The organism is Streptomyces sp. V3I8 (assembly GCF_030817535.1).
In the GTDB taxonomy this organism is placed as follows: domain Bacteria; phylum Actinomycetota; class Actinomycetes; order Streptomycetales; family Streptomycetaceae; genus Streptomyces.
On sequence record NZ_JAUSZL010000002.1, the window covers coordinates 841,407 to 864,750 of the forward strand.

General features: G+C 71.9%; 25 protein-coding genes and 1 pseudogene. 15 read left to right on the forward strand and 11 right to left on the reverse strand.

Features of this window, described 5'->3' with window-relative positions; all coding sequences use genetic code 11:
• Window positions 1-5 precede the first annotated feature (5 nt).
• Window positions 6-491 (reverse strand): annotated as a pseudogene (locus tag QFZ75_RS04030) (nuclear transport factor 2 family protein); the annotation flags it as partial.
• A gap of 222 nt (window positions 492-713) precedes the next feature.
• Here QFZ75_RS04030 and QFZ75_RS04035 point away from each other — a divergent pair.
• A complete protein-coding gene (locus tag QFZ75_RS04035) occupies window positions 714-1,163 on the forward strand; it encodes a nitroreductase family deazaflavin-dependent oxidoreductase (protein WP_307544210.1) in 450 nt (149 codons plus the stop codon).
• A gap of 56 nt (window positions 1,164-1,219) precedes the next feature.
• Here the strand turns inward: QFZ75_RS04035 and QFZ75_RS04040 are convergent, their stop codons facing one another.
• Complete coding sequence (locus QFZ75_RS04040) at window positions 1,220-2,203, reverse strand: cation diffusion facilitator family transporter (protein WP_307533876.1); 984 nt, start codon at window positions 2,201-2,203, stop codon at window positions 1,220-1,222.
• A gap of 93 nt (window positions 2,204-2,296) precedes the next feature.
• Here QFZ75_RS04040 and QFZ75_RS04045 point away from each other — a divergent pair, with 93 nt between their 5' ends.
• From QFZ75_RS04045 to QFZ75_RS04055, 3 genes are all read left to right on the forward strand, one after another.
• Complete coding sequence (locus QFZ75_RS04045; RefSeq protein ID WP_307533877.1) at window positions 2,297-3,313, forward strand: glutathione S-transferase family protein; 1,017 nt, start codon at window positions 2,297-2,299, stop codon at window positions 3,311-3,313.
• 90 nt (window positions 3,314-3,403) lie between these two features.
• Entirely contained in the window at window positions 3,404-3,700 is a 297-nt protein-coding gene (locus tag QFZ75_RS04050; RefSeq protein WP_307533878.1) for a DUF4235 domain-containing protein, read from the forward strand.
• A gap of 63 nt (window positions 3,701-3,763) precedes the next feature.
• A complete protein-coding gene (locus QFZ75_RS04055; RefSeq protein ID WP_307533879.1) occupies window positions 3,764-4,231 on the forward strand; it encodes a peroxiredoxin in 468 nt (155 codons plus the stop codon).
• A gap of 38 nt (window positions 4,232-4,269) precedes the next feature.
• Here the strand turns inward: QFZ75_RS04055 and QFZ75_RS04060 are convergent, their stop codons facing one another.
• Window positions 4,270-4,662, reverse strand: a complete 393-nt coding sequence (locus tag QFZ75_RS04060) for a VOC family protein (protein WP_307533880.1) — start codon at window positions 4,660-4,662, stop codon at window positions 4,270-4,272.
• A 356-nt stretch (window positions 4,663-5,018) separates the two neighbouring features.
• Between QFZ75_RS04060 and QFZ75_RS04065 the strand changes: the two genes are divergently transcribed.
• Window positions 5,019-6,050 (forward strand): 7-epi-alpha-eudesmol synthase, encoded by a 1,032-nt coding sequence (locus QFZ75_RS04065; protein ID WP_307533881.1) that lies wholly within the window; start codon window positions 5,019-5,021, stop codon window positions 6,048-6,050.
• A gap of 105 nt (window positions 6,051-6,155) precedes the next feature.
• Here the strand turns inward: QFZ75_RS04065 and QFZ75_RS04070 are convergent, their stop codons facing one another.
• From QFZ75_RS04070 to QFZ75_RS04090, 5 genes are read right to left on the reverse strand one after another with little or no spacing between them, the layout of a single operon-like run.
• Window positions 6,156-7,409 (reverse strand): cytochrome P450, encoded by a 1,254-nt coding sequence (locus tag QFZ75_RS04070; protein ID WP_307533882.1) that lies wholly within the window; start codon window positions 7,407-7,409, stop codon window positions 6,156-6,158.
• Window positions 7,406-8,020, reverse strand: a complete 615-nt coding sequence (locus QFZ75_RS04075; protein ID WP_307533883.1) for an ATP/GTP-binding protein — start codon at window positions 8,018-8,020, stop codon at window positions 7,406-7,408. The genes QFZ75_RS04070 and QFZ75_RS04075 overlap by 4 nt, the downstream gene beginning before the upstream one ends.
• Window positions 8,001-8,372 (reverse strand): DUF742 domain-containing protein, encoded by a 372-nt coding sequence (locus tag QFZ75_RS04080; protein ID WP_307533884.1) that lies wholly within the window; start codon window positions 8,370-8,372, stop codon window positions 8,001-8,003. Before QFZ75_RS04080 ends, QFZ75_RS04075 begins: the two co-directional genes overlap by 20 nt.
• Window positions 8,369-8,779 carry a roadblock/LC7 domain-containing protein gene (locus tag QFZ75_RS04085; RefSeq protein ID WP_307533885.1) on the reverse strand — a complete coding sequence of 137 codons (411 nt, stop codon included), beginning with the start codon at window positions 8,777-8,779 and terminating at the stop codon, window positions 8,369-8,371. The genes QFZ75_RS04080 and QFZ75_RS04085 overlap by 4 nt, the downstream gene beginning before the upstream one ends.
• A complete protein-coding gene (locus QFZ75_RS04090; RefSeq protein WP_307533886.1) occupies window positions 8,776-10,392 on the reverse strand; it encodes a sensor histidine kinase KdpD in 1,617 nt (538 codons plus the stop codon). The genes QFZ75_RS04085 and QFZ75_RS04090 overlap by 4 nt, the downstream gene beginning before the upstream one ends.
• Before the next feature lie 431 nt (window positions 10,393-10,823).
• Here QFZ75_RS04090 and QFZ75_RS04095 point away from each other — a divergent pair, with 431 nt between their 5' ends.
• Window positions 10,824-11,186: a DUF1304 domain-containing protein gene (locus QFZ75_RS04095; RefSeq protein ID WP_307533887.1), complete on the forward strand. Its 363-nt coding sequence runs from the start codon at window positions 10,824-10,826 to the stop codon at window positions 11,184-11,186.
• A complete protein-coding gene (locus QFZ75_RS04100) occupies window positions 11,183-11,749 on the forward strand; it encodes a TetR/AcrR family transcriptional regulator (RefSeq protein ID WP_307533888.1) in 567 nt (188 codons plus the stop codon). The genes QFZ75_RS04095 and QFZ75_RS04100 overlap by 4 nt, the downstream gene beginning before the upstream one ends.
• Window positions 11,750-11,802: 53 nt before the next feature.
• Here QFZ75_RS04100 and QFZ75_RS04105 read toward each other — a convergent pair whose 3' ends face one another.
• Window positions 11,803-12,879: a GlxA family transcriptional regulator gene (locus QFZ75_RS04105; protein WP_307533889.1), complete on the reverse strand. Its 1,077-nt coding sequence runs from the start codon at window positions 12,877-12,879 to the stop codon at window positions 11,803-11,805.
• Between the two features lie 70 nt (window positions 12,880-12,949).
• Between QFZ75_RS04105 and QFZ75_RS04110 the strand changes: the two genes are divergently transcribed.
• From QFZ75_RS04110 to QFZ75_RS04140, 7 genes are all read left to right on the forward strand, one after another.
• Window positions 12,950-13,900, forward strand: a complete 951-nt coding sequence (locus QFZ75_RS04110) for an NADP-dependent oxidoreductase (protein ID WP_307533890.1) — start codon at window positions 12,950-12,952, stop codon at window positions 13,898-13,900.
• Window positions 13,901-14,155: 255 nt separating this feature from the next.
• Window positions 14,156-14,536, forward strand: a complete 381-nt coding sequence (locus QFZ75_RS04115) for an anti-sigma factor antagonist (RefSeq protein WP_307533891.1) — start codon at window positions 14,156-14,158, stop codon at window positions 14,534-14,536.
• A gap of 248 nt (window positions 14,537-14,784) precedes the next feature.
• A complete protein-coding gene (locus tag QFZ75_RS04120; protein WP_307533892.1) occupies window positions 14,785-15,435 on the forward strand; it encodes a DUF4230 domain-containing protein in 651 nt (216 codons plus the stop codon).
• A 294-nt stretch (window positions 15,436-15,729) separates the two neighbouring features.
• The gene (locus QFZ75_RS04125; RefSeq protein ID WP_307533893.1) at window positions 15,730-16,311 is read left to right on the forward strand and encodes a VanZ family protein; all 582 of its coding nucleotides are present in this window, start codon (window positions 15,730-15,732) and stop codon (window positions 16,309-16,311) included.
• A gap of 166 nt (window positions 16,312-16,477) precedes the next feature.
• Complete coding sequence (locus QFZ75_RS04130) at window positions 16,478-17,764, forward strand: RICIN domain-containing protein (protein WP_307533894.1); 1,287 nt, start codon at window positions 16,478-16,480, stop codon at window positions 17,762-17,764.
• A 281-nt stretch (window positions 17,765-18,045) separates the two neighbouring features.
• The gene (locus tag QFZ75_RS04135) at window positions 18,046-18,741 is read left to right on the forward strand and encodes an HAD family hydrolase (RefSeq protein ID WP_307533895.1); all 696 of its coding nucleotides are present in this window, start codon (window positions 18,046-18,048) and stop codon (window positions 18,739-18,741) included.
• A gap of 293 nt (window positions 18,742-19,034) precedes the next feature.
• Window positions 19,035-19,997, forward strand: a complete 963-nt coding sequence (locus QFZ75_RS04140) for an SDR family NAD(P)-dependent oxidoreductase (RefSeq protein WP_307533896.1) — start codon at window positions 19,035-19,037, stop codon at window positions 19,995-19,997.
• Between the two features lie 68 nt (window positions 19,998-20,065).
• Here QFZ75_RS04140 and QFZ75_RS04145 read toward each other — a convergent pair whose 3' ends face one another.
• The gene (locus QFZ75_RS04145) at window positions 20,066-20,392 is read right to left on the reverse strand and encodes a hypothetical protein (RefSeq protein ID WP_307533897.1); all 327 of its coding nucleotides are present in this window, start codon (window positions 20,390-20,392) and stop codon (window positions 20,066-20,068) included.
• A gap of 99 nt (window positions 20,393-20,491) precedes the next feature.
• A complete protein-coding gene (locus tag QFZ75_RS04150; RefSeq protein ID WP_307533898.1) occupies window positions 20,492-21,856 on the reverse strand; it encodes an ROK family transcriptional regulator in 1,365 nt (454 codons plus the stop codon).
• Window positions 21,857-22,023: 167 nt separating this feature from the next.
• On the opposite strand from QFZ75_RS04150, the gene QFZ75_RS04155 reads away from it, so the two are divergent.
• The gene (locus QFZ75_RS04155; RefSeq protein WP_307533899.1) at window positions 22,024-23,340 is read left to right on the forward strand and encodes a sugar ABC transporter substrate-binding protein; all 1,317 of its coding nucleotides are present in this window, start codon (window positions 22,024-22,026) and stop codon (window positions 23,338-23,340) included.
• The last annotated feature ends 4 nt before the right edge of the window (window positions 23,341-23,344 follow it).

Consider the following 23,344-nt stretch of genomic DNA (forward strand, 5'->3'; position numbering starts at 1 on the left):
GCCGGTGCCCGGTCGGTGCCGAACGCCTGCGCCACGGCCAGGCTGTCCTCGTACACGTGGTGGCGTACGACCAGGCCGTTCCCGACGGTGAGGTGCAGGGCGAACCGGGCGCGGTAGGCGCGTCCGGTCGGCGCCGCGGTCTGGCGGATCTCGCCCAGGACGACCGCGTCGGCGCCGTCGACGAGGATGCGCTCGATCTCGGTGGCCGCCTGTCCGGGCACGTGGAACCCGGCCAGCAGGCGGTAGTGGTCGGCCACGCCTGCCCGGGTGGAGCGCCGCCGGATCCAGGGCGTCCGTGCCCGCCCGTGCTCGCTCTGCGGCCAGTCGAGCTTCCAGTCGACGTCCTCGGCGTACAGCTCGGCGATCCACGCGGGGTCGCCCCGGCCGATGCGGCGCAGCAGCTCCTCGACGACGGTGCGGGTGGCGGCGCCGGTGGTGGCGCCGGTGGTGGCGCCGGGAATGGTGCTGGGGGTCGCGCTGGGGACGGTCATCTGCTTCCTCTCCGGAACCGGCTCGCTCTCGGACGCCCCACACTGCCGATCTTCGGAACGTACGACAATTACCTGCCGGGTAGGGCTCTCCGACTCGTCCGGCCGCACCCGGGGCGGGCGTCGGAGTGAAACGGTCCGTGCGGGATGAAATGTCCTGGGCGGGCGTGTTGAATCGCGAAACGGCACGTGCCGTGCACGACGACGATCGATGGGATGGATGTCATGCCTCTTGAGGGCGCATACGAGCCGAGCCCGACCCAGTGGGTGCGCGAGCAGGTGGAGTTGTACGAGCGCTCCGGCGGTACCGAGGGAACGACGCTGCGGGACACGGGACTTCCCGTGATCGTGCTGACCACCCGTGGGGCGAGGAGCGGGAAGATCCGCAAGACACCGCTCATGCGGGTCGAGCACGAGGGCCGGTACGCCGCCGTCGCCTCGCTGGGCGGCGCGCCCCGGCACCCCGTCTGGTACCACAACGTCATCAGTGACCCGCACGTGGAGCTGCAGGACGGCGCGACCCGCCAGGACATGACGGCGCGTGAGGTGACCGGCGAGGAGAAGGCCCTGTGGTGGGAGCGGGCGGTTGCCGCGTTCCCGGACTACGCCGACTACCAGAAGAAGACCGACCGGGAGATCCCGCTGTTCGTCCTGGAGCCCATCACCGCTGAATGACGCGGTCCGGTCCCGGAAAGGTCCGCATGAACCGTGGACCGCCGGGCACCCGGAGGTCAGGTCCCGCCGCGCTCCCCCGTCGCGGCGGGGCCATTCTCGTGTGCGGCGGCCGCGTGCCGTGCGGTACGGGCGTCCGTCACGTCGAGGAAGATCTGGTCGGCCTCCGGGACCAGGTTGGCGACGGACCGCTTGATGCGCACGGCGACGAGCTCGACCTCCTCGCTGTCCAGGCCGGGCGTCAGGTCGACGCGGGCGGCCACCAGGGTCGAGTCGGGGCCGAGCTGCATGGTCAGCAGGGACTCCACCGAGTCGATCTCGGGCTGGGCCTCCAGCAGGGCGCGGATACGGCCGGCCGACTCCTCGTCGGTGGCCTGGCCGATCAGCTGGTCGCGCGCGTCACGGCCCAGCCGGTACGCCACGTAGACGAGGAGCGCCCCGATGGCGATCGAGGCCGAGGCCTCGTAGACGACCTGGCCGGTCGCCATGTGCAGGGCCATGCCGGCGATGGCGAACAGCACGCCGAGCACGGCGGTGCCGTCCTCGGCTATGACGGTCCGCAGCGCCGGGTCCCGGATCTCGGCGGAGAAGCCCCCCTGCCGGCGCACCTGGTGGAGCGCGCGCAGCAGGGACCCGCCCTCCGCGAGCAGCGCGACCACCAGGACGGCGAGCCCCGCCACGTATCCGCTGCGGGACTCCGAGCTCTCACTGCCCAGGGCCTCGAAACCCTGGAAGAAGGAGAAGCAGCCGCCCATCAGGAAGATGCCGACCGCGGCCAGCAGGGACCAGAAGAAGCGTTCTTTCCCGTAACCGAACGGGTGACGGCTGTCCGCGGGACGCCGGCTGCGGCGCAGGGCTGCCAGCAGGAAGACCTCGTTCAGGCTGTCCGCCACCGAGTGCGCCGCCTCCGAGAGCAGCGCGGGCGATCCGGCGAACAGCCCGCCCACCGCCTTGGCCGCGGCGATGACGAGGTTGGCGGCCAGCGCCACCAGCACGGTGACACGGGTCCGGCGGTCCGACTGGGAGGAAGACTCACGATTCACCTCCGCCGAATGCCCCGCTCCCCGGGCCTCACACGAGGTGCCGGGCGATTTGGGGGAACCCTCACCGAGCACACCTGTGGAAGGAGACGTGGGATGAGCGCCACCGAGGGCAACAGCGCGTACGGCAAGAAGTCCTTCAAGCGGTCCAGGAGCCACTTCGCGGACCGGGTGACGGCCGACGGCCGCGACGGCTGGCCGGTCGAGGCGGGACGCTACCGGCTGGTCGTCAGCCGGGCCTGCCCGTGGGCGAGCCGGGCGGTGATCTCGCGGCGGCTGCTGGGGCTCGAGGACGCCCTGCCGATGGCGGTCACCGACCCGGTCCAGGACGACCGGAGCTGGCGGTTCACCCTGGATCCCGGCGACCGTGACCCCGTGCTCGGCATCCGGTACCTCGCCGAGGCGTACGAGGCGCGCGAGCCGGGCCATCCGGGCGGCGTCAGCGTGCCCGCGCTGGTGGACGTGCCCAGCGGGCGCCTGGTGACCAACGACTACCAGCAGCTCACCCCGGACCTCGCCACCGAGTGGCGGGACCTGCACCGCGAAGGGGCGCCCGACCTCTATCCGGAAGGGTCCCGCGAGGAGATCGACGAGGTCATGGAGGAGGTCTACGAAGACGTCAACAACGGGGTGTACCGCGCCGGGTTCGCCACCGGCCAGGAGGAGTACGCGGCCGCCTGCGAGGGCGTGTTCCGCCGTCTGGAGCTGCTGTCGCAGCGGCTGGCGGACCGGCGGTACCTGGTCGGGGACACCATCACGGAGGCGGATGTCCGGCTGTTCACCACACTGGTGCGCTTCGACGCCGTCTACCACGGCCACTTCAAGTGCAACCGGCGCAAACTGACGGAGGACCGGGTCCTGTGGGCGTACGCCCGTGACCTCTACCAGACGCCCGGATTCGGGGACACCGTCGACTTCGACCACATCAAGCGGCACTACTACCAGGTCCACGAGGGCATCAACCCGACCCGCATCGTGCCGCTCGGTCCCGACCTGTCCGGCTGGCTGACGCCGCACGGCCGGGAGGAGCTGGGCGGGCGCCCCTTCGGGGACGGGAGCCCGCCGGGACCCGTCCCCGAAGGGGAAGAGGTACCGGCGGCCGGCCGCCCCTGAGGGGCGGGGCCGCGTATTCGCCGCTGAACTGGACACTCGCCAGTTGTCCCGGAGAACACGGACCGGGAACACGATCCGAAGGAGAGTCAGGTGCCGAAGAAGAAGAGTCTGCCCGTCGTCTACAAGCCCATCGGGTTCCTGCTCGGCTGGACGAGCGGAACGCTCGCCGGCATGGCGTTCCAGAAGACCTGGAAGATGATCCGCCACGAGGACGACGCGCCCGACGCGCTGGACAAGGACCGCGGCTGGGGCGAGGTGCTGCTCGCCGCGGCCGTGCAGGGCGCGATCTTCGCGGTCGTGCGCAGCGCGGTGGACCGCACGGGTGCGACGGCCATCGAGCGGTCCACCGGAGTGTGGCCCGGCGACGACAAGGGGGGCCGCGACTGACGCGCCCTACCGTCCAGTACGGTTGGTCCTCGTCCAGGTGGCCGACAGTCGAGGGAGCCCGTCGTGACGGACCGGACAGCGGTGGGTGACACCGTCGAGGACTTCACCCTCCCCGACGAGACGGGCACGCCCCGGCAGCTCTCCGAGCTGCTGGGCGGGGGCCCCGTCGTACTGTTCTTCTATCCGGCGGCGCTCACCGCGGGCTGCACCGCCGAGGCATGCCACTTCCGCGACCTGGCCGCCGAGTTCGAGGCCGCCGGGGCACGGCCGGTGGGGATCAGCGGTGACACGGTCGAGCGCCAGCAGGAGTTCACGCGGCAGCACACGCTCGGGTTCCCGCTGCTGTCCGATCCGGACGGCGCGGTCCGCGAGCGCTTCGGGGTGAAGCGCGGCTTCTCGCTCGCGCCGACCAAGCGGGTCACCTTCGTGATCGCCGAGGACCGGACGGTGCTGGAGGTCGTGCGCAGCGAGCTGCGCATGAGCGCGCACGCGGACCGCGCCCTGGCGGCCCTGCGTGCGCGCCGCGGCTGAACGAGCCCGGCGTCCGTGCGTGGTTCGGCCCTGCTTGCTCAGCCCTGCTTGGGCGCGGTGACGCGCGTGCAGCGCAGGGTGAACGAGTGCCCGGACGGGTCGGAGTAGCCCCGCTCCTCGTACGGGCCGCCCGCGTCCTTGGTCTCCAGCGGCCGCCCGCCGAGCGCGATGACCTTGCGCTCGGCCTCGTCCAGGTCCTCGACGTAGAAGTCCAGGTGGGCCTGGAGGGAGTTCTCCGGGCGCGGCCAGCTGGGCGGGGTGGCGTTCACGTCCCGGCGGAACGCCATCCGCATCCCGTCGGCGCCCCGGATCTCCACGCGGTTCGCCGTCGCGTCACTCTCCTCGCCCTCGAGGAACTCCGTGTAGAACGCGGCGAGTTTCTCGGGCTCGGAGCAGTCCAACACCACGAAGCCTGCCACTACCAGTGCCATATCTCCTCCGAAGACCGACCGAGCGCGAACGGCCGTCCGTCCGCTGCTCCGTGGTCCGGGTACCCCGTCGTGCGCGGAACAGCCCGCGCGAGCGGCCGGCGAGGGGGCCGCGGGGGACGACCACGCGCATTCGGCCACGGAGGCCGACAAATCGCCGGGGACCCGCGGGAGTGTAACGCAGGTCACGGCAGCGTCACCGGGGTCGTCGCACAGATCATTTACGATCAGGGCAGCCTCGTAGCGTAATTCGGGTCAACTTTCGCCTCGGGAAACGCAGTTCGAGTCAGTGGGCGGCACTTTCGCATGCCCGCGCGCGGGGGTGGGGGCCCTGCGAACCGCCGCAAGAGAGGACGCGAATGCCGCAGGACGTCAGGTTCGATCTCCCCTTCGCCACCCCCGTCAGCGAGCACCTCGAACACGCCCGGGCCCGCCATCTGCGCTGGGTGTGGGACAGGGGCCTGGTGCGCAGCCAGGCCGGCTTCGAGGAGTACCGCTCCTGGGACCTCCCCCAGGCGGCCGCCCGCACCTACCCCCACGCCTCGGCCGCCGACATGGTCGTCCTGATGAACTGGTTCTCGCTGGCCTTCCTCTTCGACGACCAGTTCGACTCGGGCAGGCCCGACCGCGCCGACCGGATAGCGGAGGTGGCGCGGGAGCTCATCGTCACGCCGCTGCGGCCCGCGGGCATCACCCCCCGGGTGGTCTGCCCCGTCACGGTGGCGTGGGCGGAGGTCTGGACCCATCTTTCGGATGGCATGTCTCTGACATGGCGGACGCGGTTCGCGGCTTCCTGGGGCCGTTTCCTCGTGGCCCACACCGAGGAGGTCGACCTGGCCGCCCGCGGTCTGGCCGGCACGCTCGACCTCGAGGAGTACGCCGCCTTCCGCCGCCGTACGGTCGGCATCCACCACAGCATCGACGCCGGGGAGCGCAGCCGGGGCTTCGAGGTGCCCGCCGAGGTGCAGGCGCACCCGCTGATGGAGCGGATGCGGGACCGGGCCGCCGACACCATCGGGTTCATGAACGACATCCACTCCTTCGAGCGCGAGAAGCGCCGGGGGGACGGCCACAACCTGATAGCCGTGCTGCACCGCGAGCGTCGGTGCAGCTGGCAGGAGGCCGCCGACGAGGCGTACCGGATGACCTCGGACCGCCTCGCCGAGTACCTCGAACTGGAGTCGCAGGTACCGCGGATGTGCGACGAGCTCGGACTGGACGAGGGGGAGCGCGCCCGGGTCCGGCTGGGCGTCGAGGCCATCCAGCACTGGATCAACGGCAACTACGAGTGGGCCCTGACCTCGGGCCGCTACGCCGCCGACAAGGAGTCCCCGGCGGCCACGGCCGAACTGGCGGGCCGGGGCTCCCTGGACGACCTGCTGGCAGTCTGAGAGCGGGTTCCCCGCGCCCCGGAAGGGACGCGGGGAACCGCGCGGCCGGCCACGACCGGCCGGCGTCCGACGGACGCCGGCCGGTCCCTCCCCGGCGGGCGGGGCCTACGCGGCGAACAGGACCGGAAGCCGGTCCAGCCGCGCCTCCCACGTGGAGGCGGTGGAGGTGAGCTCCTGCGCGGTCACCCCGAGCCGCAGCCCGGGAAGCCGGTGCAGCAGCACGTCCACGGCCGTCTCGATGATCGCCTGCCCGATGCTCTGCCCGGGGCACTCGTGCGGTCCCCCGCTGAACGCGAGGTGCGACTGGTTGCCGTGCACGGAGACCCCGACGTCGGGCCGGATCTCCGGATCGATGTTGCCCGCGGTCAGCCCGAGCACCAGCAGGTCGCCCTCCTGGAGCCGGTGCCCGCCCAGTTCCATGTCGGCGGTCGCGAACCGCCCCGGCAGGACGGCCAGCGGCGGTGTGTTCCACATGACCTCCTCCACGACGGAGGAGATGTTCAGCTGCCCGCCGACCAGACCGGAGAGCCGGGCGGCGTCGGTCAGCACCAGTTGCAGCACCCGCGCCAGCAGGTTGCTGGTGGTGGTGTGCGCGGTGATCAGCACCAGCCGCAGGTGGTTGACGATCTCGTCCTCGTCGAGGTCGGCGTGGTGCTCCAGCAGACCGGTGGTGAAGTCCGAACCCGGCTCCGCCCGCTTGCGCTCGGTGAGTTCGCCGAGGATCCGCATGATGCGCTCGTTGTGGGCGAGGGCCTCCGCGCCGCCCTTGATCACCTGCGCGGACGACTCGGCCAGCCGCCGCCCCTCGCTCTCCGCGAGCCCGAACACCCTGGTGAGGACGAGCATCGGCAGGTACTCGGCGTACTCGGACACCAGGTCGGCGCTGCCCGTGCCGGCGAACGCGTCGATCTGCTTGTTGGCGAAGTGCATGACGTGCCGGCGGATGCCGCGGCCCGAGACGGCGTGCAGGTTGTCGGTGACCGCGCTGCGCAGTCTGCGGTGCGGCTCGCCGTCCTGGGAGACGCAGTCGGGCCGCCAGCCCACCATCTGGATCAGCGGGGAGGTGCTCTCGACGCGCCCCTCGTTCCAGTCCCGCCAGATCCTCGAGTCCCGGCTGAACTGGCGGGGGTTGTCGAGCACCCGCCGGTTCTCCCGGTAGCCGAGCACCAGCCAGGCGGGCACGTCGCCCTCCAGCAGGACGGGGGCGACGGGCCCGTGCTCCTTGCGCAGCCGCCCGTAGATGCCGATCGGGTCGACGGCCGCCTCGGGTCCGTAGAGACGGGTGATGTCACCCCCGCCGCCGTGCGCCACCGGGCAGCCGCGCGGGGCGTCGGGACCGTTTGAGGGCTGGTCGGTCATCGGGACTCCAGTGCCACTGCGGAACGTTCCTTGAGGTGCCGTATCAGTGCGATGAGCACATCACGGCTGGAGGCCCGGTCGCGGGCGTCGCAGGCCACGATCGGAACGTCCGGGGGGATGTCCAGGGCGTCCCGGATCTCCTCGACCGGGTGGTCCTTGGAGTCCGGGAACACGTTCAGGGCGATCACGAACGGCACGTCCTGCCGCTCCATCTCCTCGATGGCCCGGAAACTGGACGCCAGCCGGCGGGTGTCGACCAGGACCACGGCCCCCAGGGCGCCTTTGAACAGGCCGTTCCACAGGAACCAGAATCGTTCCTGCCCGGGGGTGCCGAACAGGTAGAGCATCAGCTGGTCGTTGATGCCGATCTTGCCGAAGTCCAGGGAGACGGTGGTCTCCTGCTTGTCCGCCACACCGATCAGGTTGTCGACGTCTGCGCCGGCCTGCGTCAGGGTCTCCTCGGTGGTGAGCGGCTTGATGTCGCTGACCGAGCGGACCATGGTGGTCTTCCCGGTACCGAACCCGCCGGCGATCATCACCTTCACCGAGCGGGCACCGGCCGTGCCGTCGGCCGGGGGGCGGTCGGGATGGTCAAAGCCTTTGAAGTCCACTGAGTACCTCCTCAAGGAGCGCGAGGTCGGGCCCGCGACCGGCGCCTGACGCCGGGATGGGATCACGGGCTTCAACGCGGCCTGCGTCCAGCAGATCGGCCAGGAGCACCGCGAGAATGTTGAAGGGCAGTCCGAGGTGGGCGCCGAGTTCGGCGACCGACAACGGTTCACGGCAGCGCCGGAGGATCTCCTCGTGTTCGTGCTGCATGCCGGGGCCGGCCGCCGCACGGGAGGTGATGAGGGTCGCCACGTCGAGGCTCGACGACGAACCGCCCGGTCCGCTGCGGCCGCCCGTGAGGACGTAGTAGCGCTCGAGACCGGACGGGTCCGTGGGTCGACTGGGACCACTCATCCAGAGTGCTCCTCCACACGCGCAGTGGTGCCGAGGAGTTCACCCATCCTGCGGGCGAGGTCCCTCATCTGGTGGCCGAGGAGGCCCTGGTCGAGCCCTTCCCTGGCCAGGACGCCGAGGTACGTCTCCACGCCGGCGCGCACCACGAAGAGGTGACCGCCGTCGACCTCGATCATCGCGAGGCGCAGCTGCCCGGCGTACTTGGGGAACTGCTCGGCCACCGGCTGGGCCAGTGCCTGCAGTCCGGCCACCACGGCGGCGAACCGGTCCACGTCGTCGGGATCCTCGGCGCCGTAGGACGTGATGGCCTTGCCGTCGCTGGAGGCCACCAGGGCGAAGCGGATCTCCTGGATGCTCTCGACGAGATCGCGGAGCGCCCAGCTCACGTCGGTTCCCTGTTGCGTCATGAGGACTGGTCGCTCTCTTCAGTGCGGTGCTCTGTGGACTGGGCGCCGGGGTTCGGCTCGCGGCCGGCGGACGGCTCACGGGCGGCGGACGGCTCACGTCCGGCCGTGGCGAAGGCGGCCAGGCCCGCGAAGGACTCGTCCGACGGCACCGTGTGCGACGCGGTGGCGACGGACTCGTCCTCGCGTACCGAAGGCCTGGTCCGCTCGGACCCGGCTCGTCTGCGGCGCCTGGGCAGACCGCCGGGCGTGCTGTCCCCGGTCCCCTCCTCGAGGCCGGCCACCGCGGTGTCCGGCGCGGCCGGGGCCTGGACGGCCGGGGCCTGGGCCTGGACGGCGGGCAGCTGGTTGAAGTACTTGTGGGGCACCACGACGACCACCGACGTGCCGAGCCAGGGCGAATCCGCGAAGGTGACCCTGATGCCGTACCGGCGGGCCAGCGCTCCCACCACCCGCAGGCCGAGGTGGGCGTCCTCGGACACCCCGCCGAGGCCGGGGCCGGGGGCAGCGCCCTCCAGCGACTGCAGGGCCTCCTGCTTCTTCTCCTCGCTCAGGCCCTTGCCGGAGTCCTGGATCTCGATGCCGACGCCGTTCGGAACCTCCTTGCCCGAGACGATCACGGGCTCGGTGGGCGGCGAGTAGCGCGCCGCGTTGTCCAGCAGGTGGGCGAAGATCAGCGTGAGGTGGTCCACCAGACCGCCGTCGACGCCGAGTTCGGGCAGGTACTGCACCTGGACGCGGTCGAAGTCCCTGATGCGGCCGATGCCGCCGCGCACCACGCTGAGCAGCCGCTGCGGCTCCTGCCACTGGCGGCCCGGGCGGTCGGTCCCGCCGAGCACGCCGATGCTCGCCGCGAGGGAGTCGGCGGGGCCGAGTTCCTGGTCCAGCTCCATCAGGCCCCGGGCGACGGAGGGCAGTCTGCCGTGCTCGCCCTGCATCTCGTGCAGCCGGCCGCGCAGCTTGCTGGTCAGTACGTGGATACGGCTGCCGATACTGATGACGGCCTGCTCGGCGGAGGTGGAACGGTCGAACTCCCGCTCCACACCCAGGAGCGTGGTCCTGAGCACCTTGCGCAGCGCCGTCTGCAGTTCGGCTCCGGCCTCGGCGTCCTTGTCGACGACGGGCAGGAGGTCGTCGATGGAGTCACCGGCGCGCAGCCGCTCCAGCGCCCGGGGCAGCAGCCGGTCGGCGAGTTCGATGACGGCGGCGAGCTGCCGGTCCAGCCGTTCCTGCCAGGCCCGGTTCTGCTCGGCGGTCCGTGTCTCGTGGGCCCCGGCCTGTTCGGCGAGCAGGGCGTCACAGGCCGAGCGTTCGGCGGCGTGCTTGCGCTCGAGGGCCGCGACGTGCTGCTGCCACTGCTGGGAGTGCTCGGCCTGGGCGTTTCTGAACTCGGCGGCGCTGCCGCGCAGTTGGTGCTGGGAGCGGATCAGGAGTCGTACGGTGACGGCACTCGCGGCCGTGACCACGACACCGGAGACGATCGCGGGTATTCGGACCTGGTCGGAGCCGACGACCGCGGCGACGACGGTGCCGGCCCCTAAGGCCAGTGGCAGCAGCCACCAGCCGTACCAGGGGACCGGCGCCCGCGCCGCCGGCGGCGGAGTGGCGAGTTCCATCTGCATCCTTCGGAGCAACACGATCGAACGGGGGGGGAGAGCTCCGGGGGAAGAGCTCGGAGGGTGCCTCCGTCACGTGGGGATCGTCCCCGCGACGGGCATGGGCGGGCAACGAGCGACGACTGTTTACGCTCGCGTCAACTCGCCGCACCCCGGGGAACCTTATCGGGTTTGATCTCCAAAGGATCAACCCGCTCGACCCGTTCCCATGGACCTCTCGGCACGCTCCGGCCAAGGCTCACAAGTCGACAAATCCTTTCATGCGGCACCCTGTCCGCACACGGACCGGACAAAGCAGATGCATGCACCACGGATCACGCGCCCTGTCGCGACGGGTGCGCTCGGGCCGCACTTTCTGGACGCGCGTCCATGTATGATGGACACCTGTTCAGGAAATAGTCGTGCTCACACACCCCTCAAGGAGTCATCCCATGCAGACGTTCGCCGATGTGCTGGTCGGTCTGGTCGCCGCCCTGCACGTGTACATCCTGGTCCTGGAGATGTTCCTGTGGCAGCGCAGGCCGGGGCACGGACTGCACGGGTTCGACCCCGAGATGGCGCGGGCCACCGCCCCGCTCGCGGCCAACCAGGGGCTCTACAACGGTTTCCTCGCGGCGGGCCTCGTCTGGGGCCTGGCCGCCGACGACCCGACGCGGTTCCAGGCCCAGGTCTTCTTCCTCGTGTGCGTGGTCGTCGCCGGTGTGTACGGAGGGCTCACCGCGAACCGCCGCATTCTCCTCGCCCAGGCCCTGCCCGGCGCGCTCGCCCTCGCCGCCGTCCTCGTCGCCCGGTGACGTCCGACCCCCGGGCCGAGCGGACCCGCGCCGCACTGCGCCGGGCGCTCCTCGACGCGTGCGCCCGGCGGCCGCTCGCGGAGGTCGGCGTCGCGGCGCTGGCGCGCGCGGCCGGCGTCGGCCGGGCCACGTTCTACCTGCACTACGCCGACCTGGAGGCGCTGGCGGTCGACGCCTGCGCCGATGTCGTACGCGACGCGGTGGACGCCCTGCACGCGTGGCGGGGCCGGCCCGACCCCAGGTCGGCGCCGGCCGCCCTGCTCGGCTTCTTCACCGACCTGTCCCCGCACGCCGCCCTGTACCGCGCCCTGTTGAGCCCGGGCGGCGGCGGTCCGCTCGGCCGCGTCCTGCACCGGGACCTGCGCGCCCGCAGCCTCGCGGAACGCGAGCTGGTCGGCGCGCCCGAGGCCCCGCTCGTCGCCTCCGCCGTCGCCGCGGCCTTCGCCGGGGTCCTCGCCGACTGGCTGCACGGGCTCGTCGAGGGCACACCGGAGGAGACCGCCCACAAGGTGTGGCGCCTGCTCGTCGCCCTGCACGCGGTGCCCTGGGACGCACCCCGGTAGCGGGCCCGGCACCCCGCGGCGGTCACGGCGGCCGCGGGGTGCCGGCACACCGGTCAGCCGACGGCGCCCGCCGTACGCTCCGCCCGCGACCGGCCCCCGCCGGTACGCGTCTTCGCGTCCGCCCGGAACGTACGCCGGTACGCCTGCGGGGACACCCCGATCGCCGCGTGCAGGTGCTGCCGCAGGGAGGTGCCCGTGGCGAAGCCGACCTCACCGGCGACCTGGTCCACCGACAGGTCGCTGGATTCGAGCAACTGCCGTGCCCTGAGCACGCGTTGCTGGATGAGCCAGCGGCCGGGACTCATGCCGACCTCGCCGTTGAAGCGGCGGGCGAAGGTGCGCGGGCTCATCCTCGCGTGGTCCGCCAGGGCGGTCAGGGTCAGCGGTTCGCCGAGGCGTTCCAGCGCCCACTGCCTGGTCGCCGCGGTGCTCGCCGCCGTGGGCTCGGGAACGGGCTGCTCGATGTACTGCGCCTGGCCGCCGTCCCGCCAGGGCGGCACCACGCAGGACCGTGCCACCCGGTTGGCCAGTTCGCTGCCGTGGTCCTTGCGCACGAGGTGCAGGCAGACGTCCACGCCGGACGCGGCGCCGGCCGAGGTGAGGAGCGAGCCCTCGTCGACGAACAGCACGTCGGCGTCGAGCTCCACATCAGGGAACAGCCGCCGGAACAGCCCGGCCAGCTGCCAGTGCGTCGTCGCCCGGCGGCCGGCCAGCATCCCGGCCGCCGCCAGCACGAAGGCGCCCGTACAGATGGAGACGATCCGGGTGTCCGGGCCGATGGCCCGCAGGGCGTCGGCCACCGGGCCGGGGAGGTCGTCGACGACGCTCGTCAGCGCGAAGGGCGGGATGACCACGGTGTCGGCCGTACGCAGTGCCTCGGGGCCGTGCTCGACGGTGATCGAGAAGTCGGAGTTGCTGCGGACCGGCCGCCCGTCGACCGAGCAGGTCAGCACCTCGTACCGGCCCTCGGCGGAGCCGAACACCCGGCTGGGGATGCCGAGTTCGAAGGGGTAGACCCCGTCGAGGGCGAGGACGACGACCCGCTCCACGGGCCCGTCGTACGCAGGGCGCTCACGGCGACCGGGAGCCCCGGTCCGGGCGGGGCTCTCCCCGCAGGACGTCTGCAGCATGGCACGATCCTATCGGACAATGGCAATCATGCCATTTCATCGGCCGCCGAAGCGGAGCAGGCTGGTGCGCATGAGCACTGCGAACACGATGCGCGCGATCAGTCAGGACGTCCTCGGCGGACCCGAGGTCCTCAAGGAGGTGGAGCTGGAGATCCCGAAGCCGGGGCCGAGCGAAGTGCTGGTCCGGGTGCACGCGGCGGGCCTGAACCCGACCGACTGGAAGCACCGGGCGAACGGCGGCTTCCTGAAGAAGCCGCCGTTTGTCCTCGGCTGGGACGTCTCGGGCGTCGTCGAGGCCGTCGGTCTCGGCGTCACCGTCCACCGGCCCGGCGACGAGGTCTTCGGCATGCTGCCCTACCCGTTCGGCGCAGGGGCGCACGCCGAATACGTCACCGCGCCGGCGCGGGCCTTCGTCCGCAAGCCGGCCGAGGTCGACCACCCACAGGCGGCCGCCGTGCCGCTCGCCGCGCTGACCGCCTGGCAGGCACTGGTCGACACGGCGGACCTGCGGCCCGGGCAGCGGGTGCTGATCCATGCCGCGGCCGGCGGGGTGGGGCACCTGGCCGTGCAGATCGCCAAGGAGCGGGGGGCGTACGTGATCGGTACGGCCAGCTCGGGCAAGCACGAGTTCCTGCGGGGCCTCGGGGCGGACGAGCTGGTGGACTACCGGGAGACGGACTTCGCCGAGGCCGTGCGGGACGTCGACGTCGTCCTGGACACGGTCGGGGGCGACTACCGTTCGCGTTCGCTGCGGACACTGCGGCCCGGAGGGCTGCTGGTGTCGCTCTCGGTGTCCGGGTCCCCGGAGCTCGCCAAGGAAGCGCGGGGGCTCGGGGTGCGGGCGGTGGAGATGCTGGTGGAGGCCGACCAGGCCGGGATGGGCGCGGTCGCCGCACTGGTGGCCGCGGGGCGGCTGCGGGCCACGGTCGCGGAGGTGTTCCCGCTGGCCGAGGCGGCGAAGGCGCATGCGGCCGGGGACACCGGGCGGACCGTGGGGAAGCTGGTGCTCCAGGTGCGGTAGACCCCTTCGGTGCCCCGTGACATCCATGGTGATGTCACGGGGCATCCGGCGTTCCCGGTGCGGGACGCACCCGGAGTACGGCACATCCCTTAAAGGGCAGACATATGTCAACCGAACATGCTGGAATTCACTCTAACGAGGGTAACTTGCAGGGTGAGGGACAGTGGAGCGGCCTCCTGCCGTCCAAGGTCGGCTCTATGCTCGCGGCACGACGTCACCCTGGTCCCCGGTGACCTTGATGGAGGTGATGTCGTCGTGCGTGACAACTCCGGCCCGTACTCACCGCATCTGCGCGTCCACCAGGACCGCGGGCACGCCGTGCTGGAATTCCTCGGCGAGATCGACATTCTCGCCGCGCTGGACATCATCCCGGTCCTGGACGCGGTGACGGGCCGCCCGGGTGCCCGGGTCGTCCTGGATCTGCGGTCCGTCGAGTTCTTCGACTGCTCGGGCCTGCGTCTGCTGTACCGTGCCCGCCGCCGGGTCCTCGACCACGACGGGCAGATCCATCTGATCTGCACCCACCCGCTGACGCTGCGCATCCTGCGCGTGACCGAGCTCGCCGGCCTCATGCCGCCGCGGTCGAGCCTGGACGAGGCCCTGGGACACCCCGAAGCCGCCTCGGGGCTGTGGTGAGGAAGCCGTCGTGCGGGGAAGCCGTCGCGAAGGGGCGGTCTTCGCGGGCGACGGTCCGAAGTCACGCGGACCCGTGACCACGCCGGTCCCGCCGCGTTCGAGCCGTGCTCCCGCGGCCGCGGCACGCGCGCGGCCCCGCACCGCGGCCGTCCGGCCGCGGCATCCGCACGCCTGCGGCCGATCGGCCAACACGGCTGTCTGCCGCCGCATTTGGCGGGCACAAGGAAGGAGGAAGGAGGACGGTCCACATGACGACGTCCCTTGAACGCGTGCCCGGATGGGCGAAGATCGTGACCGCCGTCGTCCTGGTCCTGGTGGTGCTCTTCGCCGGTCTGCGGTGGAGCGTGCTGCCCGGACTGGGCGACGTGTTCCGCGAGGACACCCACGACCGGACGGGGCCAACGCTCCTCGAGTCCATCCAGGACATCAGCCGTTACGACGCCGCCTCGGGCAACTTCCAGGTGGTGGTGGATCTGGAGAAGGACACCAAGTACCTGCCGGACGCGGTCCGCGGCAAACGCACCCTGTACGTGGGCGCGGGAACCGTCGACTCCTACGTCGACCTCGGAAAGATCCGGGACGAGGACGTGAAGGTCGACAAGGACCGCACGTCGGCCGTGCTCAGGCTGCCCCACGCCGCCCTGGGCAAGCCCGCGCTCGACCCCGACCACTCGTACGCCGTCTCCAAGCAGCGCGGTCTCCTGGACCGGCTCGGCGACGTCTTCTCGGACAACCCGAACGACGAGCGGGCCGTCCAGCGCCTCGCCGCCAAGCACATCGGCGACGCCGCGAAGGACAGCGAGCTGACCGCCCGCGCGGAGGAGAACACCACCGGCATGCTCAAGGGCCTGCTCGGTTCGCTCGGCTTCAAGGAGGTACGCGTGACCTACGGGACCTGAGCCGCCGGACAGGACCGCGCCCGCGAGCAGCCCTGCGCTGCCCGCGGGCGCACTCACGTCGAGGGGGCACTGATGTCGAGGGGGCACGCACGCCGCAGGGGCGCGAGGCCGCCGGACCACCAAGTCCCCTTCCCAAGCCGCATCTTCGGGCGTTCAAAGGGTAAGCGGGTTCCACCGGACAGCAGTTCCAAACTGGAGGGTTCCATGACCCGCGCAGCGCTACCCCCCCGCACCACCTCTCGTCTCCGCTCCGCGGCGGACCCGAACACCACGAAGGCGTCCCCCCGTGCCGTCATGGCGCGCTTCCGCCGCGACAGGAAGACCGATCGCCCGTCCTCGAAGGCGCCGCGTGGACCCGGCCCGAAGCCACGCCGCGAGCCGTCCTCGAAGGCGGCCCGCGAGCGGCGCCGGCCGCCCCTCGTCGTGCGCCTGCTCGTCATGCTCCTCGCCCTCGCAGCCATGGTGGCCTTCGCCGCCGTCCTGGCCAAGCTCACGCTCCAGCCCTCACCGGCCTCCGAGGCACTGACGCACAACAACACCCACCCGGGCCGCTCACTGCGCGCCTACCTGGACCAGCCGGAGCTGCGGGACGCGGTCAAGCAGGTCGGCGGCAACATCCTCCTCGGCATCCCCTTCGGCGTGCTGCTGCCCCTTCTGGTGCCCGGGACGCGCGGCATCCTGCGGGTGACCCTGCTGACCGCCACGGCGATGCTCCTGGTCGAGGTGGTGCAGGGGATGTTCATCACCGGACGCGCCTTCGACATCGACGACGTCATCCTCAACACCTCCGGCGCGCTGATCGGATACCTGCTCCTCGGCCGGCGGATGAGCCGCGCGGTGCACCCACGGCGACGGGACCGCAAGGCCGAGGCCTGAGTCCGCCCGGGGGGGGTGGCGACGGGTTCGCCGGGGTGTGAACGGCTGGTCTGTACCAGAGTCTTGACGCGCCCTTACTTCACTTCTTAAATCAAGAGTCGAAGCGCGCACCCCCCCACCTCAGTCGGCTCCTCCCCCACGGGACCGCCGTACGGAAGGGAGAGTCGTGGACACACCACGCCTGCTCCGCAGATGCCTCGTCGCCGCCCTGTCCGCCGTACTCGTCGGATCCGCCGCGGTCGGACCCGCGCAGGCGGATTCCGTCCGAGCGGATTCCGTCCGGACGGACGTCACGCGAGCGGCCCCCGCACCCGGTGCCGCCGCGGCGGTGACGTTCCAGGACACCTTCGACGGTCCCGCCGGTTCGGCCGTCAACTCCTCGAAGTGGCAGGTCGAGACCGGCGACAACGTCAGCAACCACGAGCGGCAGTACTACACGGCCGGCAACAACAACGCGAAGCTCGACGGCCAGGGCCACCTGGTCATCGAGGCCCGCCGCGAGAACCCAAACAACTACCAGTGCTGGTACGGGCGTTGCGAGTACACCTCGGCCCGGCTCAACACCTCCGGCAAGTTCACCACCACCTACGGCCGGGTCGAGGCCCGGCTCAAGGTGCCGCGCGGGCAGGGCATGTGGCCCGCCTTCTGGATGCTGGGCAACGACATCGGACAGGTCGGCTGGCCCAACTCGGGCGAGATCGACGTCATGGAGAACGTCGGCTTCGAGCCCGGGACCGTGCACGGCACCCTGCACGGCCCGGGGTACTCCGGCTCCGGCGGCATCGGCGCCGGCTACTCGCTGCCCGGCGGCCAGGCCTTCGCCGACGCCTTCCACACCTTCGCCGTCGACTGGTCGCCCGAGGCGGTCACCTGGTCCGTGGACGGCACGGTCTACCAGCGGCGCACCCCCGCCGACCTGGGCGGCAAACAGTGGGTGTTCAACAAGCCGTTCTTCCTGATCCTCAACCTCGCGGTGGGCGGTTACTGGCCGGGCGACCCGGACGGCTCGACCCCCTTCCCCTCGCAGCTCGTCGTGGACGAGGTGAAGGTGACGACGGGCGACAGCTCCGGAGGCGGCTCGGCCCTCAGGGGGCTCGCGGGCAAGTGCGTCGACGTGGCGGGGGCGAATCCCGCCAACGGCACGCCCGTCCAGCTCTACGACTGCAACGGCACGGCGGCCCAGCAGTGGAGCGTGGGCGCGGACGGCACGATCCGGGCGCTGGGCAAGTGCCTGGACGCCGCCGGCGGTGGCACGGCGGACGGCACGCCCGTCCAGCTCTGGGACTGTGCGGGCGTGCCCGCCCAGCGGTGGACGGTGACCGGGGCCCGCGACATCGTGAACCCCCAGGCGAACAAGTGCCTGGACGTGACGGGCAACAACTCCGCCAACGGCACCCGGCTGCAGCTGTGGACCTGCACGGGCGCGGCCAACCAGAAGTGGACGGTCGGCTGACGGAGCCGGCAAGGCCGACAGGACAGCGCTCCTGAGCAGCACAGCACAGCACCAAGGATCAGCCGGTCGGCGCGGAGGGCCGGCTGCGAGGAGCCCGGCCGGGGCCACCCGGCCGGGCTCCTCCCGTACGCGCCCCGCCGGCCGCCGTGCGGAGTGGGCCGGGCTGGACCACGCTGGAGGCACAGATCCGGAATCGGGCGGCCCTCCCGCGCGTACCGGCCCGCCGGCGCGGTACCCGGGGATCAAGGACAGCACGACACAGCACGACGAAGGGACAGCGTATGGAGCGGGCGGCCGTGTTCGACGTGGACGGCACTCTCGTCGACACCAACCACCTCCATGTGACGGCCTGGTGGGAGGCGTTCCGGCAGGCCGGGCACAGGGTGTCGATGCACGCCGTCCACCGGGCGGTGGGCCTCGGCTCCGACGACCTGATCGCCCACCTGCTGGGCGAGGACCGGGACCCGGCGCAGGACGACACGATCAGCGCCGCCCACAAGGCCCTCTACGGCACGTACTACGAACGGCTGCCCGCGCTGCCGGAGGCGGCAGACCTGCTGCGGCGCCTGGACCGCGACGGCTGGGCCGTCGTGCTCGCCACCTCCGCCGGCGGACCGGAGCTGGCGGCGCTGCGCCGGGCCATCGACGCCGACGACGTCATCAGGGCGACGGCGAGCTCCGACGACGTCGAGGAGGGGAAGCCCGCGCCGGAACCGGTGCGGCACGCCCTGGAGCTCGTCGGGGCCGCCGCCGAGCACTCGGTCTTCGTCGGTGACACGGTCTGGGACATGCGCGCGGGCTCCCGGGCGGGGGTCCGCTGTGTGGGGGTGCTGTGCGGCGGCATCCCGCGGGGAGACCTGGAGGAGGCCGGGGCGAGCGCCGTCTACCGGGATCCGGCCCATCTCCTGGCGTCCCTGTCCGGCAGCCCGCTGGCGGCCGGGGGCCGGGCCGGCGTCCCCGCCGCGGACGGACCGTGACGTACGTCACGGTCCACACCTCCCCGACCTGGGAACACTCGCCAGTAGTTTCCCGTTAAATCAGCTGTGGGTGCGGATGGGACAGTGTCCCCGGGCCTCACCTTCCGCCCACAGGGAAGATCGTTCGGCTGAAGCCCTGTGGAGCACACCGCCGAGAGGCGACCGCCATCCGTGGCCACCCACAGACGGCCCCGACCGCGATTCCCCCGTCCGGTCGGGGCCTTTCCCGTTCCCTCGGCGCGGCACCGGCCCGCCTTGACTTCGAGTGCGCTCCCATCCGTAACGTCGGCCGTATGACCACTGCACAGCACAAGATCGGTTCGGGCTTCGGCCGCCGGAGCACCGCGGACGACGTACTCGCCGGCATCGACCTCACGGGACGGCTGGCCGTCGTCACCGGCGGCTACTCGGGGCTCGGTCTGGAGACGACACGCGCCCTCGTCAGGGCGGGCGCCCGGGTCGTCGTACCCGCGCGGCGCCGCGCGGCCGCCGAGGAGGCGGTCGCCGGTGCCGAGGGCGTCGAGGTGGACGAGCTGGACCTCGGCGACCTGGACAGCGTCCGGGCGTTCGCCGACCGGTTCCTCGCCTCGGGCCGCACCATCGACCTCCTCATTGACAGCGCCGCGGTCATGGCCTGCCCCGAGACCCGGGTCGGCCCCGGCTGGGAGGCCCAGTTCGCGATCAACCACCTGGGCCACTTCGCGCTGGCCAACCGGCTCTGGCCGGCGCTCGCCGCGGGCGGCGCGCGGGTCGTCTCCGTCTCCTCGACCGGCCACCACGCCTCGGACATCCGCTGGGACGACCCGCACTGGAAGCGCGACGCCTACGACAAGTGGGCGGCCTACGGACAGGCGAAGACGGCCAACGCGCTGTTCGCCGTCCAGCTCGACGTCCTGGGCAGGGACTCCGGCGTACGGGCCTTCTCGGTGCATCCCGGCGGCATCCTCACACCCCTCCAGCGGCACCTGCCCCGGGAGGAGATGATGGAGCGCGGCTGGATCGACGAGAACGGCGCCCTGCTCGTCCCCGAGGCCTTCAAGACCCCGGAGCAGGGCGCGGCCACCCAGGTGTGGGCGGCGACCTCGCCGCGGCTGTCCGGCATGGGCGGCGTCTACTGCGAGGACTGCGACATCGCCGAGGTCGCCGTGCCCGACGGCGAGCGGGTGGGCGTGCGCGCGTACGCGGTCGACCCGGCGTCGGCGGCCCGGCTGTGGGCCCTGTCCGCGGAACTCACCGGCGTCGACGCCTTCGCCTAGACCCTCCGCGTCCGCCCGCCCGGACGGCCGGGCGGGCGGACGCGGAGGCGGGCGGGCGGACCGGCGGCTCAGGCGGGGGACTCCTGCGGTTCCGGGTCCTCGGGGTGGACGGTGCTCGTGCCCGGGTCGCCCTGCCGCCCCGTGCCCGCCTCGTCCGTGTCGGGTACGCGGGCGCCGGACGCGCCACTGTCCGGGCGGGCCCGCGCACCCGGCTCCGGCCCCTTCCCGTTCCCGCCGGACTCCTCGCCCTGTCCCGAGCCCTCGTCCTGCTCGAAGCCGGGCGGTGTGACGACGTCCCAGGGGTCCTCGCCCTCCTGGACCTGCTGGTCCGGCAGGTCCCGGGGGACGGGTCCGTCGTTCTCCTCGGGCGTCGTCCTGGTCCCGTACTCACTCACGGTGCGCTCCCCTCCTCGTCGGGCGGAAATGCCTCGTCGGCAAGGGTGCGGGTACCTGCCGGAAGGCCCCGTCAAACCCCTCCGCCCGCCCCGCGCTCCTCAGTGCGGGGCCCGCTCCTCCAGTGCCGTGCGCCAGGCCGGCGGCGGGGTGTCCCCCGGCCCCGGCCCCGTGCCCGCGCGCCGGCCGCCGCGTGCGAAGAAGTCGGCCAGCGGCAGGATCGCCGCGCCGACCGTGACCGCGTCGGGGCCGAGGGCTCCGAGTTCGATGGTGACCCGCTCGGCGGGGTGACGCAGCGCGTACGAGACGGCGTGGGCGCGGACGGCGGGCAGGAAGCGGGAGCCCAGCTGGAGCCCGGCCCAGCCGCCGATCAGGATGCGTTCCGGCTGGAAGAGGTTGATCAGGTCGGACAGGCCCGCGCCCAGGTACTCGGCCGTCTCCTCCAGCACGGCCAGCGCCACCGGGTCGGCGGCCGTTCCGCCGCCGGGAGCACCGGTCGGCGTACCGCCCGGCACCGCGGCGGGTGCGTCGTCGGGGACGGCGCCCCCCGCCGGATAGGCGGCCGCCAGCATGGCGGTGAGCGCCGTCTCCTCGTCGACGCCCTTGGGCGGCCGTCCTCCCGCCTCCTCCCAGCGTTCGAGCAGCGCCTCGGCCCCGGCGTACGCCTCCAGGCAGCCGAGCGCACCGCAGCGGCAGCGGCGCCCCCTGACCCGTACCGTCAGATGGCCCCACTCCACGGCCCGGCCCAGTTCCACGTCGTCCGAGACGAGGCTGGCGCCGACGCCCGAGCCGAAGAGGACCACGACCGCGTTGCGCGCGCCGCGTCCGGCGCCGAACCACATCTCGGCCTGGCCGAGGGTCTTGGCGCCGTTGTCGGTGAAGTACGGGACGGAGTCCGGCAGTCCGCAGGCGGCGCGGAGCAGGGACTCCAGCGGGACGGACGGCCAGCCGATGGTCTGGCCGTGCACCACGGCGCCCTCGGCCGCGGTGCGTTCCACGATGCCGGGGACGCCGATGCCGACACCGAGCAGTTGTTCGGCGGCGATGCCGGCCGTGGCCAGGACCTCCGCGACGCCGTCCCGGATGTGGCCCACGATGACACCGACGTCGTAGTCCTGGTGCTCCAGCGCCCTGTCGGTGCGGGCGAGTTCGGTCAGGGCCAGGTCGAAGAGCTCGACGCGGACGCGGGTCTCGCCGACGTCCACACCGATCATGTGACCGCTGGCGGGCGCGACCCGGAGCAGGGTGCGGGGGCGGCCGCCGTCGGAGTCGACGCTGCCCGCCTCCTCCACCAGGCCCTCCGCGACGAGCTCCGCGACGACGTTGCTGATGGAGCCGGAACTCAGTCCGGTGGCCGGACCGAGTTCGAACCGGCTCATCGGCCCGTCGAAGTAGAGCCGCCTGAGCACCGCTGTGCGATTGCCCCGTCGCAGGTCACGCACTGTGCGCCCGTTCCGCCCCGCCATGTGGTTCCTTCCCGCCGGACCCCCGACCTGCAAGATACCGCTGCGCCAACCCTTGACGCGACTTTCTTACGGGTCTTAACTCACGTTCTAAATTAAGTCGTGAGGGTCGTTCGGGAAGTGAACGCACGATGCCTCCCGCTTTCCCTCAGGAAGGGACGCCTGACGTCATGCGCAGAACCCGAGCCGCTGCCGCGAGCGCGGTCACTGTCTCACTGCTGGCCGCCGCGACCGCTTGCGGTGGTGGCTCGTCGACGGACGGCGGGTCCAACGACTCGCCGAAGACGCTCACCTACTGGGCCTCCAACCAGGGCGCGAGCATCGAGGCCGACAAGAAGATCCTCACGCCCGAGCTGAAGAAGTTCGAGAAGCAGACCGGCATCAAGGTCAAGCTGGAGGTGGTCCCCTGGTCGGACCTCCTCAACCGCATCCTCGCCGCGACGACCTCGGGCCAGGGCCCGGACGTCCTCAACATCGGCAACACCTGGTCCGCCTCGCTGCAGGCGACGGGCGCCCTGCTGCCGTGGGACGCCAAGAACTTCGCCACGATCGGCGGCAAGGACCGGTTCGTCGAGTCGGCGCTCGGCTCGGCGGGCGCGACCGGCTCCGACCCGGCGGCGGTGCCGCTGTACTCGATGGCGTACGCGCTCTACTACAACAAGAAGATGTTCGAGGACGCGGGGATCTCCGGGCCGCCCGCGACCTGGGATGACCTGGTCGCCGACGGGAAGAAGATCTCCAAGGACGGCAAGTGGGCGCTGGGCGCCGAGGGTTCGAACCTGTCGGAGAACATCCACCACGTCTTCGTCCTCGCCAAGCAGCACGGCGCCGACTTCTTCGACGCCGACGGCAAGCCCGACTTCACCTCCGACGGGGCGGTGGCGGCGGTCAAGCAGTACGTCGACCTGATGGGCAAGGACAAGGTCGTCGCGCCCGGCAACGCCGAGTACGCGCAGAACCAGTCCCTCCAGGACTTCGCCAAGGACAAGACGGCGATGGTGATGTGGCAGACCGCCGCCACCACGCTCAAGGCCCACGGCATGAGCGACGACGAGTGGGGCGTCGCGCCGGTGCCGGTCCAGTCCGGCACGCCGGGCGCCGACACGGCCGTCAACTCCATGGTGGCGGGCATCAACATGGCCGTCTTCAAGAACACCGACAACATCGGCGGCGCCCAGAAGTTCGTGAAGTTCATGACGAGCGACGCCGAGCAGAAACTGCTCAACAAGACCTACGGGTCCATCCCCCCGGTCAAGGCGGCCCAGGAGGACCCCGCGTTCGACACACCTGCCCTGAAGGTCATCCGGGACACCCTCGCCAAGAGCGCGGCCCCGCTGCCCCAGGTGCCGAACGAGTCGCAGTTCGAGACGGCGGTCGGCACGGCGGTGAAGGAGCTCCTCGCGGACGCGGCGGCCGGCCGGCCGGCGACCACGGCCTCCGTCAAGGAGAAGCTCGACGAGGCCCAGCAGCAGATGCCGAAGAAGTGAGCGC